Here is a 13,276-nt window from a genome sequence, read left to right on the forward strand (position 1 = left end):
ACTCCTGCGGGAATAGCACTAGCCGAAGACTATAGGCTAAGGCAGTGCCCGCGGAAAGCATGCATAAAAACTGCCAACAAAGTCGGAGACTTTGTCGACAGCCTGAGACTAATCCTTATCAAATGGATTAGTCCTTTTTGTATTGTGCTAATTTCAATGAATTAATTTTTATTGTAAACAAATTTTCAAATTCTATCACTTGGTTTTTTAAAATCTACTGTTATAATAAATGGGTGGTAAAAGGAGGACAAATACTATGCAAACAGTAGAAAGTATAATCATTGGCGGTGGACCATGTGGTTTAAGTGCCGCTATCGAACAAAAGAAAAAAGGGATTGATACATTAGTAATTGAAAAAGGAAATGTCGTGGATGCTATTTATAACTATCCAACACACCAAACATTCTTTTCTTCAAGTGATAAATTAAGTATCGGTGACATTCCGTTTATTGTAGAAGAAAGCAAACCACGTCGAAATCAAGCATTAGTGTATTATAGAGAAGTTGTTAAACATCATCAACTACGTATCAATGCTTTCGAAGAAGTCCTTACTGTAAAAAAAATTAATAATCGTTTTACACTTACTACTACGAAAGATGTTTATCAGTGTCGATTTCTAACTGTAGCTACTGGTTATTATGGTCAACATAATACTTTAGAAGTAGAAGGTGCAGAACTACCAAAAGTAAAACATTACTTTAAAGAAGCACATCCTTATTTCGATCAAAATGTTGTTATCATCGGTGGCAAAAACTCAGCAGTAGATGCAGCATTGGAATTAGAAAAAGCTGGTGCACATGTCACAGTTATCTATCGTGGTTCTGACTATCCAAAAGCAGTTAAACCATGGATTTTACCTAACTTTGAATCATTAGTGAAACATGAAAAAATAAACATGGCTTTTAATGCTGACGTCACAAAAATAACTGAAGACAGTGTTATTTATGAGCAAGATGGGGAAGTAATTGAGATTCCTAACGATTATATTTTTGCAATGATTGGTTATCACCCGGACTATAATTTCTTAGAATCAATTGGAATTGAAATCAATGAAAATGAATATGGTACAGCACCGGTTCATAACAAAGAAACTTATGAAACAAATGTTGAAAATTGTTATATTGCTGGTGTAATTGCAGCAGGGAATGATGCTAATACGATTTTCATTGAAAACGGTAAATATCATGGTGGCATCATTACACAAAATATTTTATCTAAAAAACAAACACCTTTAGAGTCATAATATAAAAAAAAGAGCTGGATAAGTGATTATTATTTTAGAATTCCTTCAATATTCTAAAAATCCAATATTACTTATCTCAACTCTTTTTTTATTTTATAACTGAGCTTCAAAATACTTTTTCAATTGTTCAAACGTTAAATGATTACTTAAACCGATTAATAATTTCAGTCTCGCTTTTTGTCCATTTAATCCGTTAGAGAAAATAACGCCTTTTTCCTCTAATGTTGCTCCGCCACCTTCATAGGCATAAATTGGGCCAACAATGCCATTAAAAGATCTAGATACAAGTATGACTGGTATATGATTACTTAAACATTGATTCAATCCCTCTAAACATGTCGGAGGTAAATTACCTTGTCCGAGTGCTTCAATTATAATGCCATCCACTTGTTTTTCACTGTAGAAAGATAATACATCACTATTCATCCCCATATATGCTTTAACAAGGGGGATATTTAAAGTTTGATTTATTTCAGTCAGTACTAAATGATCAAATGGTCTGTGATGAAATTGTACACTTTGTTTTGTAATCACACCTAAAGGACCATGATTCGGACTTTGAAAAGTATTCGTATTAGAAGTATGTGTTTTCGTAACATTTCTAGCTGTATGAATCTCATCATTAAATACCACCATAACACCCATATTTAATGATTCATCACTTATTGCAACTCTAATTGCTGATAAAAAGTTATATAATCCATCTGCACCAATTTCATTAGAGGAACGCATCGCACCTGTGATTACAATTGGTTTCGAGGTATCCACTGTTAAATCTAATAAATACGCCGTTTCTTCTAGCGTGTCAGTGCCATGTGTAATCACATAACCATCATAGTCATCTTGTTTTTCAGATTGGTTAATAATTTGCTTTAATGTTTCTACATACTCAATATTCATATGTGGAGATGGTACATTAAAAGGTGTTATTTCAGTTACATCAGCATATTTATTAATAATATTTTGATGATTCGAAATTGGATTATCCGTATTTGTAACAACTTTGTTTGATTCATCTTGTGACATGCTAATCGTACCACCAGTATGTATGACAAGAAGTTTTTTCATGTGTGCATTCCTCCTATTTATAAAATACATATTTATGATAAAATAATATCTATAAAACAACAAGGAAGGGTTACTAAAATGAAACCAATAAATATCGCACTTGATGGACCTGCAGCCGCAGGTAAGAGTACAATAGCAAAACTTGTGGCAGCCAAATTGTCTATGGTTTATGTAGATACTGGTGCAATGTATCGTGCTATTACTTATAAATATTTACAATTAAATAAAACTGAAAATTTTTCTGAACTTGTTCAGTCAACGGAGCTATCATTAACTTATGATGAAGAAAAAGGGCAAAGAATTATTTTAGACAACCAAGATGTTACAGATTATTTAAGAGAAAATGATGTAACGAATCATGTTTCCTATGTTTCTTCAAAAGAATCAGTGCGTTCATTTGCAGTTGAAAAACAACAAGAATTGGCAGAGCAAAAAGGAATCGTAATGGACGGAAGAGATATCGGTACTGTTGTCTTACCTGATGCTGATTTAAAAATATATATGATTGCTTCTGTGGAAGAACGTGCTGTACGTCGTCAAAAGGACAATGAAATCAGAGGGATTCAATCAACAGTAGAACAATTAAAAAAAGAAATTTCTGAGCGTGATCACTATGATATGAATAGAGAAATATCTCCATTGAAAAAAGCTGATGATGCAATAACAATTGACACTACTGGTATGAGTATCGAAGAAGTTACTGATAAAATTTTAACATTAGTAGAAAAAATTTAAATAATTAAGCATGCATGGTCAATTTGTTATTCTTTTTGTCTTTTTGTTAAAATAATGTAAAAAAGTTATAAAATATCAAAATTAGGGTATATTATTGTAGTAGATTTTTAAAATTTGTACTACATATAAGTCAATGTAAATTGCTATTGATATTAAAACTATTGTCTACATGATAAGTATCAATTAATATTTTTAAATGTATGGAATTAGAGTGTTCACTATAAAGTGGAATTTCTTGACAATTCTGTCAAATTATAAGATGTTATAAATATGTAGTGTAATAAGGAGGCAGACAAGATGACTGAAGAATTCAATGAATCAATGATTAACGAAATTAAAGAAGGGGATAAAGTTACTGGTGAAATTCAAGAGATTGAAGAAAAACAAGTAATTGTACATGTTAACGGTGGTAAATTTAACGGTATTATCCCTATAAGTCAACTTTCAACACATCATATTGATAATCCGAGTGATGCTGTTAAAGTTGGTGACGAAATCGGTGCATATGTTACAAAAGTGGAATATGACGAAGAAAATGAGACAGGTACTTATATCTTATCTAAACGTCAATTAGAAACTGAAAAGTCATATGAATTTTTACAAGAAAAATTAGATAATGATGAAATTATCGAAGCTAAAGTCACTGAAGTTGTAAAAGGTGGTTTGGTAGTAGATGTTGGTCAAAGAGGGTTTGTACCAGCTTCGTTAATTTCAACCGATTTCATCGAAGATTTCTCTCATTTTGAAGGTCAAGTTCTAAAATTAAAAGTTGAAGAACTAGACCCAGCAAATAATCGCGTCATTCTTAGTCGTAAAGCTGTAGAAGCATTAGAAAATGCGGAGAAAAAAGATGACTTACTAAATAATCTTAATGAAGGCGATGTAATAGAAGGTAAAGTTGCACGCTTAACAAACTTCGGAGCGTTTATCGATATTGGTGGCGTAGATGGACTTGTACATGTTTCTGAATTATCACATGAACATGTTAAATCACCAGAAGATGTTGTCTCAATTGGTGATCAAGTAAAAGTGAAGGTAAAATCTGTTGATAAAGATTCTGAACGTATTTCATTATCAATTAAAGATACGTTACCAAGCCCATTCGAATCATTAAAAGGAGAAGTCAATGAAGGCGATGTAATAGAAGGTAAAGTTGTCAGACTTACAAATTTTGGTGCTTTTGTTGAAATCAAACCTGGAGTTCAAGGTTTAGTTCATATTTCAGAAATCAGTCATTCACACATCGGTACACCTGGTGAAGTGTTAGAACCAGGACAAGTTGTCAGTGTTAAAATACTCAGTGTCGATATTGATAATGAACGTATTTCACTTTCTATTAAAGCAACATTATCTGATGAAAACGTTGCTGAAAGTGATAATGAAACAACGCAATCGTATTTAGATAATAATGAAGATGAAGACAATCCAACACTTGGTGATGTTTTCGGAGATAAACTTAAAGATATTAAGTTTTAATAGTTATCATAAGACCAAATCTAAATCTTGTCCTATATTATGTTAGGGCAAGATTTATTTTTTTAGTGTCCATATCAATCAATTAAGTAATTGTATTTAATGGAAATCATTTAAATGGTTTCATTAATAATTTCTTTTGAAATACTTACCCCGTATGATAGAATTATAGAGATTAAAAAAGAGAGGAAGTTAGTTATGACTAAACCTATAGTTGCTATTGTAGGAAGACCGAATGTTGGAAAGTCTACAATTTTTAACAGAGTCGTAGGTGAACGTGTCTCTATTGTTGAAGATACACCAGGTGTGACTCGTGACAGAATTTATTCATCAGGCGAATGGTTAACTCATGATTTCAATATCATTGATACTGGAGGTATTGAAATAGGTGAAGCGCCATTCCAAACACAGATAAGAGCACAAGCAGAAATTGCCATAGATGAAGCTGATGTCATTATTTTTATGGTAAATGTTAGAGAAGGCTTAACACAAAGTGATGAAATGGTAGCTCAAATGCTATACAAATCTAAAAAACCCGTTGTATTAGCGGTGAATAAAGTTGATAATCCTGAAATGCGTAATGAAATTTATGATTTTTATTCACTAGGTTTCGGGGATCCTTATCCTATTTCAGGTTCACATGGTTTGGGATTAGGTGATTTATTAGATGAAGTAGTTAAAAACTTCAAAGAAGAAGAACCAGACCCATATGACGAAGATACAATTCGTTTATCAATCATTGGTCGCCCTAATGTTGGGAAGTCAAGTTTAGTTAATGCCATATTAGGTGAAAATCGTGTTATCGTATCAAATGTTGCTGGGACAACTAGAGATGCTATTGATACTGAATATAGCTATGATGATCAAGATTACGTCCTTATTGATACTGCTGGTATGCGAAAAAAAGGTAAAGTATATGAAAATACAGAAAAGTACTCAGTTTTACGAGCACTTAAAGCGATAGAACGATCAAACGTTGTTTTAGTAGTAATTGATGCAGAACAAGGCATTATAGAACAAGATAAGCGTGTCGCTGGGTATGCGCATGAAGAAGGAAAAGCGATTGTTATAGTTGTCAATAAATGGGATGCTGTAGATAAAGAAACAAACACAATGAAGAAATTTAAAGACGAAGTGCGTAAAGAATTTCAATTCTTAGATTACGCACAAATCGCATTTGTTTCAGCTAAAGAACAGAAAAGATTATCTACACTATTCCCATATATTCTAGAAGCTAGTGAAAATCATAAAAAACGTGTTCAAAGTTCAACATTAAATGAAGTTATCACAGATGCAATTTCTATGAATCCTACACCAACAGATAAAGGACGTCGATTAAACGTATTTTATGCTACACAAGTTGCAATAGAGCCTCCTACATTTGTTGTATTTGTAAATGACGTAGAATTAATGCATTTTTCTTATAAACGTTATCTTGAAAATCAAATAAGAGCTGCCTTTGGATTTGAAGGTACACCTGTACACATCATATCTAGAAGAAGAAATTAATAAATGGAGGGGTTACATGTCTAATATAACTGTCTTTGGTACGGGGAGTTTTGGTACGGCATTAGCAAATGTCTTAGCTGAAAATGGACACCAAGTATTAATGTGGGGAAAAAATGAAACGACTGTTAAAGAAATAAATGAATTACATTCAAACACAAAATATCTTAAAAATGCACAACTTGAGTTATCAATTAACGCAACTACTGATATAAATAAAGCAATAACACATTCAGATGTATATCTCATGGCTTTACCTACTAAAGCGATGAGAGAAGTTGCAAGTGAAATAGATTCACATTTATCATCGAAAAAAACCTTTATCCATGTTGCTAAAGGAATAGAAAACGACACTTATAAACGTGTTTCTGAAATGTTAGAAGACTCAATCAGCCCTGAACATAATGCAGGTATTGGTGTATTATCAGGGCCAAGTCATGCTGAAGAAGTTGTCATCAAACAACCAACTACAGTGGCTGCTTCTTCTAAATCAACAGAGGTGAGTAAGCTAGCTCAAGATTTATTTATGAACGATTATTTAAGAGTTTATACTAATGACGATCTAGTTGGCGTAGAATTGGGTGGTGCTTTGAAAAATATTATAGCTGTTGCAAGCGGTGTGATTTCAGGAATGGGTTTCGGAGACAATGCTAAAGCGGCATTAATGACTAGAGGTTTAGCTGAAATAAGTAGACTTGGCGAAAAATTAGGTGCAGATCCACTCACATTTTTAGGTTTGGGTGGTATTGGCGATTTAATTGTAACTTGTACCTCTACACATTCTAGAAATTATACACTTGGTTATAAATTAGGTGAGGGTAAATCCTTAGACAAAGCATTGGAAGAAATGAATATGGTTGTTGAAGGTGTATACACGACAAAATCAGTTTATAATTTAGCAAAAGAACACAATATTGATATGCCAATTACAACTGCATTATACAAAGTTTTATTTGAAAACCAACCTGTCGATGAAAGCGTAAAAGATTTAATGGAACGTGGCAAAAAAGCTGAATAAGATAGAAGTATTACACTTTTTAGCAAATATATAACAATTTGATATTAAAATCCTATTAATTCAACGTTTTTTACACATAAATCATTGCAGTTGCAGTATTCGTTGTGTTAAAGTCATACCATAATGATATTAAGTTATCATTATAAACCCTAGGGGAGGTGAATTCATAATGAACAAAACAGATTTAATCAATGCTGTTGCTGAACAAGCTGACTTAACTAAAAAAGAAGCTGGTTTAGCTGTAGATGCAGTATTCGAATCAATTCAAACATCACTTTCTAAAGGTGAAAAAGTACAATTAATTGGATTCGGTAATTTCGAAGTACGTGAACGTGCTGCTCGTAAAGGACGTAATCCACAAACTGGTAAAGAAATTGATATCCCTGCAAGCAAAGTACCGGCGTTCAAAGCTGGTAAAGCTTTAAAAGATGCAGTTAAATAATTCTTTACTTACAAGTGAAGCCCTTGTTACAGGGGCTTTTTTCTTTTGGTAAAAACTTTTAAACGCAAATAAAAATAGATTGTAAACTATGTCTCTTAATATGGTATCATTCGATATGATGATATGATATTAAGAGCTTTTTAAAATAATTAACAAAACATAATTCATTTCTTTGAATAATTTTTATTATTCACAAAATACATAAAACGTATATATTTATCAGTTTGAAAACCGTTGATTTTAATTTTCCTTATATAATGTTAATATGTATATTGATAATAACGTGAGGTGTGAACATGGAAACGACATTAAGTATTTTTGAAAAACAAATTACCCAACGCTTGAAAGGTATACATCATTATGACGCTATTTATATAAATGAAATATTAGCAAAAATCCTTGATTCTTATGATATACCTGAAGATGCTAAATTAGCTTGCCTCACTATAGATACTGCGATGCGTCATTTAGATGAGGTTTCCAAAAATTTATCCTCTAAGAAAGCCATATTAATTGGTGATTTACTAAGCGCTCACTTTTATACATTATTAGCGAAGTTACATGATCCAATTTTTCAAAAGCAAATTAGTTCAGCGATTGTTGAAATTAACGAAATGAAATCTTCAATCCATAATGGAGTGATTCCAAGAGAAAAAATTGGACATTATATTTTAATGATAGAAAATAAATTTCCACTTATAACAATCAATCGATACGTACCAAATATAGAAACAGTAAATATAAACCAAAAATTATTAGCAAACATATTAGAAAATCATCCTTCGTATTTAAAGAAATATTCAAAAGATGAATTAACTACATTTTTAGATGAAATTAAATCAGAAATTTATTAAAAAAGAGGTAATCAATAATGACAGATAATAAAGCAAAAAAAGAACAAGTCCATAACGTTTTTCAAAATATTTCTGGAAAGTATGATCGCTTAAATAACATCATTAGCTTTGAACAACATAAAACATGGAGAAAACGTGTAATGAAAGAAATGAATGTCAAAGACGGTAGCAAAGCATTAGATGTTTGTTGTGGCACGGCCGATTGGACCATTTCTTTAAGCAAGGCAGTCGGTCCTTCTGGTGAAGTGATAGGTGTAGATTTTAGCGAGAACATGCTTGAAGAAGGGAAAAAGAAGACAACGGATATGCAAAACATCCAACTTATTCATGGTGATGCAATGAATTTACCGTTTGAAGATAATGAATTTGATTATGTCACAATCGGCTTTGGTTTGCGTAATGTACCTGATTATCTAGCAACACTTAAGGAACTTAATAGAGTATTAAAGCCTGGTGGTATGGTTGTTTGTTTAGAAACAAGCCAACCAACTGCACCAATATTCAAACAGTGTTATAAATTATATTTTAAATTTATTATGCCTATATTCGGTAAAATATTTGCGAAATCAAAAGATGAATATGAATGGTTACAACAATCCACTTTTGATTTTCCAGATAAAGAAAAATTGAAACGTTTATTTTCACAAGCAGGATTTAGTAATATAAAGGTACGTAGCTTCACTGGTGGCGTTGCAGCGATGCACCTAGGCTATAAATAAAATGAAACAACCAAAGGTGATGACTGTGTCAAAGTTAAATATGAATAATGAAATTAAAATAATTGAAAAGCGATTAGAAGAAGCATTAATAAGTAAAGATCAAATCTTAGAAGATGCTTCTTATCATTTGTTTTCATCAGGTGGTAAACGTGTAAGACCTGCCTTTGTAATCTTAAGTAGTCAATTTGGTGAAGAAATGAATGAAGATGTATATCGTGTAGCTGTTGCACTTGAATTAATACATATGGCTACTTTAGTACATGATGATGTCATTGATAAAAGTGATAAACGTCGCGGTAGCTTAACTATTGCTAAAAAATGGGATCAGGATACTGCGATCCTTACAGGTAATTTTCTATTAGCAGTCGGTTTAGAATATATTTCAAATATAGAAGATAATCGAGTACATAAAGTGATATCTAGTGCTATTGTTGAAGTATGTATGGGTGAATTGTATCAATTTCAAGATCAATTTAATGCAAATCAAACAATTACAAATTATTTAAGAAGAATCAATCGCAAAACAGCCTTGCTCATACAATTATCAACAGAAGTTGGCGCAATTGCTTCACACGCCGATACCAAAACAGTTCGTAATTTAAAAATGATCGGACATTATATTGGGATGAGTTTTCAAATCGTAGATGATATTCTAGATTTTACTAGTTCTGAAAAAAAATTAGGAAAACCTGTAGGCAGTGATTTAATGAATGGTCACTTAACTTTACCAGTATTGTTAGAAATGCGTAAAAATCCTGAGTTCAAATCAAAAATCGAACAACTTGGCCCTAACAGTGATCAATCATTATTTGATGAATGTATTCAAACAATTAAACATTCTGATGTCATAAACCAATCGCAAGCAATCAGTGATAGATATTTAGATAAAGCCTTACATCTTATTGATCAGCTAGAAAGAGATGAAGCAAAACCTATATTTAAAAAAATTATTAAAAAAGTAGGAAAAAGAAACGGATAATTGTGTGAAAAGCATTGAAAGCGCTTAAATTAACTGTTAATATTATAATGTGCTTTAAGACATTATAATATTTTGTTTTATATTTTTATAAAACTTACATCATTAACAGGGGGATAAACACACAATGGAAAGAACATTTTTAATGATTAAACCGGACGCGGTTCAACGTAACTTGATAGGTGAAATCGTTTCACGTATTGAACGTAAAGGACTAAAACTTGTAGGTGCTAAACTAATGACGGTACCAAAATCGCTTGCAGAAGAACATTACGCTGAACATACAGATAAACCATTCTATGGTAATTTAATAGATTTTATTACTTCTGCACCGGTATTTGCAATGGTTGTAGAAGGTGAAGATGCTGTACATATTGCACGTCACATTATTGGAGCAACAAACCCATCAGAAGCTACACCTGGTACAATTAGAGGAGACTTTGGTTTGACTGTAGGCAGAAACATTATTCATGGTTCAGATTCAGTAGAATCTGCTAATAAAGAAATCAAGCTTTGGTTTAACACAGAAGAATTAAGTGATTTCACAGAATCACGTGAAGCTTGGTTATATGAATAATTGTCTTTGAATTGACAAACCAATGCAAATAAGATGACATTCGTTATTAACTTTTAATACTTTCAACAATATAGATAAAAAGCTGATAGTTAAAAACACGATTCTTGGTCGTGTGATTAAAATCAAAACACTTTCGTTGAATTCATAATAATATGAATTGATACGAAAGTGTTTTTTCTATGGATAAAAGTTGCAATTGCATTCTATAGTGAAGTCGTTTAATATCTTAAGTTATTACTAAAATTTAGCCAGATGTTATAGTTGAATGTAGGTAAATCTTATAAAGTTTAGTTATTTGAAATTTTTCTGTTAATTTGAACAAATGAATATGATAAGATAAGGAACATATAATCATTTAAAGTACTAAAGAACGGAGTGGGTAAATAATGAGATATTTAACTTCAGGAGAATCACATGGTCCACAGCTAACAGTAATTATTGAAGGTGTGCCAGCAAATTTAGAAATTAATGTTGCCGATATAAATGAAGAAATGTTTAAGCGTCAAGGTGGATATGGTAGAGGTAGACGCATGCAAATTGAAAAGGATAGTGTTGAAATTGTGTCTGGTGTGCGAAACGGGTATACACTTGGTAGTCCAATCACGCTTATTGTCACAAATGATGATTTTAAACATTGGAGAAAAATTATGGGTGCTGACCCTATTAGCGATGAAGATCAAGAAAACATGAAACGTGTGATTACAAAACCACGTCCTGGACATGCAGATTTAATCGGTGGTATGAAATATAATCATAGAGACTTAAGAAATGTATTAGAACGTTCTTCAGCTAGAGAAACTGCCGCGCGAGTAGCTGTTGGCGCAGTATCTAAAATATTACTTAAGCAACTCGATATTCATTTTTATAGTAGAGTTATGGAAATTGGTGGTATTAAAGATGATTTAGAGTATGATCTTGAAACGATTAAATCTAATTTTGATAAAAATGATGTCCGTGTTATTAATGATGACATCGCTCAACAAATGAGAGATAAAATTGATGATGCTAAAAAGGCAGGAGATACTATTGGTGGTGTTGTGCAAACTGTTATTGAAGGTGTGCCAATTGGTATCGGCAGTTATGTCCATTATGACCGTAAATTAGATGGTAGAATTGCTCAAGGTGTCGTAAGTATCAATGCCTTTAAAGGTGTGAGTTTTGGAGAAGGATTTAAAGCAGCTGAAAAACCTGGTAGTGAAATACAGGACGAAATACTATATGATACAACCAATGGTTATTACAGAGGATCAAATCATTTAGGTGGATTTGAAGGTGGTATGTCTAATGGTATGCCTATTGTCGTCAATGGAGTTATGAAACCAATTCCAACACTATATAAACCTTTAAACTCAGTAGACATTAACACTAAAGAATCATTTAAAGCTTCTGTTGAACGTTCTGATAGTTGTGCTGTTCCAGCTGCAAGTGTTGTAGTAGAAAATGTTGTTGCATTTGAACTTGCAAAAGCACTATTAGAAGAATTCCAATGTAATCATATCGATCAATTAAAATCACAAATTGAAGAACGTCGCTTGTTGAATATAGAATACTAAGTTTTATTAAAATTTTAAGATTAGCCAGGTGATATCTATGAAATTACAAACTACGTATGAGACAAATAATTATCCCATCATCATAGAACATAACGCATTAAAGGATCTGCGTCATTATATTGAAAATTATAAAGATATTGTACTTGTCGTTGATACCGAAATCGCAAACAAATGGGATGACACATTAGAATTTATTACATCTGAATACGATGCACACAAGCTGATGGTTCCATCAGGTGAAACCACAAAATCTCTAGCTTATTATGCCGAAAGTATAGAAACATTATTGAGTAAAAATTTGACCAGAAATACGTGTATCATTGCAGTAGGAGGGGGAGCCACAGGTGATTTCGCTGGATTTTTAGCTTCTACCTTATTAAGAGGCGTTGATTTTATTCAGGTGCCTACGACGATATTAGCGCACGATTCTAGTGTTGGTGGTAAAGTGGGTATCAATTCGAAACACGGTAAGAATTTGATTGGTGCATTTTATAGACCAAATGCTGTTATCTATGATTTGAATTTTCTTTCAACACTCCCTTATACAGAAGTATTGAGTGGTTATGCTGAAGTATATAAACACGCATTATTAAATAGTGCGAACGCAGTACGAGATATTGAAGCGCATTTTTATGATAAAGCTACGTTAGCTTCCTTAAATGAAATGGAATATTATCTTTTTAAGGGCATAGAGACTAAGTTAAATATCATTGTAAAAGATGAAAAAGAATCTAACGTTCGTAAATTTTTAAACTTAGGACATACTTTTGGTCACGCCGTTGAATATGCATTTAAAATTCCACATGGTCATGCAGTAATGATTGGCATCCTATTCCAATTTATTGTGTCAAATCATATTTTAAATCAAAATTTTGATATTTCACATTACATCAATTATTTAAATTCTCTAGATTATCCATTAAATATCATCAATACCTTCGATTTTGATCCACTTTATGAATTGATGTTAAGAGATAAGAAAAATGATCAGCAAGGGGTGCAGATGGTTTTATTAGAAGGATTAGGTAACCCTGTGGTTAAACATGTTGATAAATCCATATTATTAGAGAGCTTTAATGCATTACAAACATATATTAAAAAGTAGGTGGCAT

13 protein-coding genes are annotated in these 13,276 nt (G+C 32.1%); 12 read left to right on the forward strand and 1 reads right to left on the reverse strand.

The features are described from left to right. Positions 1–256: 256 nt before the first annotated feature. Positions 257–1,243: a bacillithiol disulfide reductase YpdA gene (gene ypdA / locus KA856_RS06940; RefSeq protein WP_107384502.1), complete on the forward strand. Its 987-nt coding sequence runs from the start codon at positions 257–259 to the stop codon at positions 1,241–1,243. 93 nt (positions 1,244–1,336) lie between these two features. On the opposite strand, the gene KA856_RS06945 is transcribed toward ypdA, so the two are convergent. Then, on the reverse strand, positions 1,337–2,311 hold the full coding sequence (locus KA856_RS06945) for an asparaginase (RefSeq protein WP_107386676.1): 975 nt from the start codon (positions 2,309–2,311) through the stop codon (positions 1,337–1,339). Between the two features lie 78 nt (positions 2,312–2,389). On the opposite strand from KA856_RS06945, the gene cmk reads away from it, so the two are divergent. The 11 genes from cmk to aroB all read left to right on the forward strand — a co-directional run bounded on the left by cmk (position 2,390) and on the right by aroB (position 13,269). After that, complete coding sequence (gene cmk / locus KA856_RS06950; RefSeq protein WP_107386677.1) at positions 2,390–3,046, forward strand: (d)CMP kinase; 657 nt, start codon at positions 2,390–2,392, stop codon at positions 3,044–3,046. Between the two features lie 297 nt (positions 3,047–3,343). Beyond that, positions 3,344–4,522, forward strand: a complete 1,179-nt coding sequence (rpsA, locus tag KA856_RS06955) for a 30S ribosomal protein S1 (RefSeq protein WP_107384499.1) — start codon at positions 3,344–3,346, stop codon at positions 4,520–4,522. 195 nt (positions 4,523–4,717) lie between these two features. After that, complete coding sequence (gene der, locus KA856_RS06960) at positions 4,718–6,028, forward strand: ribosome biogenesis GTPase Der (protein ID WP_019468912.1); 1,311 nt, start codon at positions 4,718–4,720, stop codon at positions 6,026–6,028. A gap of 16 nt (positions 6,029–6,044) precedes the next feature. Then, complete coding sequence (locus KA856_RS06965; RefSeq protein WP_107384498.1) at positions 6,045–7,043, forward strand: NAD(P)H-dependent glycerol-3-phosphate dehydrogenase; 999 nt, start codon at positions 6,045–6,047, stop codon at positions 7,041–7,043. 169 nt (positions 7,044–7,212) lie between these two features. Then, positions 7,213–7,485, forward strand: a complete 273-nt coding sequence (locus tag KA856_RS06970) for an HU family DNA-binding protein (RefSeq protein WP_019468914.1) — start codon at positions 7,213–7,215, stop codon at positions 7,483–7,485. Positions 7,486–7,781: 296 nt separating this feature from the next. After that, the gene (locus KA856_RS06975; RefSeq protein WP_119535855.1) at positions 7,782–8,339 is read left to right on the forward strand and encodes a heptaprenyl pyrophosphate synthase subunit A; all 558 of its coding nucleotides are present in this window, start codon (positions 7,782–7,784) and stop codon (positions 8,337–8,339) included. A gap of 17 nt (positions 8,340–8,356) precedes the next feature. Beyond that, on the forward strand, positions 8,357–9,058 hold the full coding sequence (locus KA856_RS06980) for a demethylmenaquinone methyltransferase (RefSeq protein WP_107384503.1): 702 nt from the start codon (positions 8,357–8,359) through the stop codon (positions 9,056–9,058). 25 nt (positions 9,059–9,083) lie between these two features. Beyond that, positions 9,084–10,037, forward strand: coding sequence for a polyprenyl synthetase family protein (locus KA856_RS06985; protein WP_181187624.1), 954 nt, complete (start codon positions 9,084–9,086; stop codon positions 10,035–10,037). A gap of 124 nt (positions 10,038–10,161) precedes the next feature. Continuing rightward, a complete protein-coding gene (ndk, locus tag KA856_RS06990) occupies positions 10,162–10,611 on the forward strand; it encodes a nucleoside-diphosphate kinase (protein WP_119535854.1) in 450 nt (149 codons plus the stop codon). Positions 10,612–10,997: 386 nt separating this feature from the next. Further along, positions 10,998–12,164, forward strand: coding sequence for a chorismate synthase (aroC, locus tag KA856_RS06995; RefSeq protein WP_210138580.1), 1,167 nt, complete (start codon positions 10,998–11,000; stop codon positions 12,162–12,164). A 37-nt stretch (positions 12,165–12,201) separates the two neighbouring features. Further along, complete coding sequence (aroB, locus tag KA856_RS07000; RefSeq protein WP_107384495.1) at positions 12,202–13,269, forward strand: 3-dehydroquinate synthase; 1,068 nt, start codon at positions 12,202–12,204, stop codon at positions 13,267–13,269. Positions 13,270–13,276: the final 7 nt, after the last annotated feature.

Source organism: Staphylococcus sp. GDB9P120P, from assembly GCF_017893435.1.
Lineage (GTDB): Bacteria > Bacillota > Bacilli > Staphylococcales > Staphylococcaceae > Staphylococcus > Staphylococcus cohnii.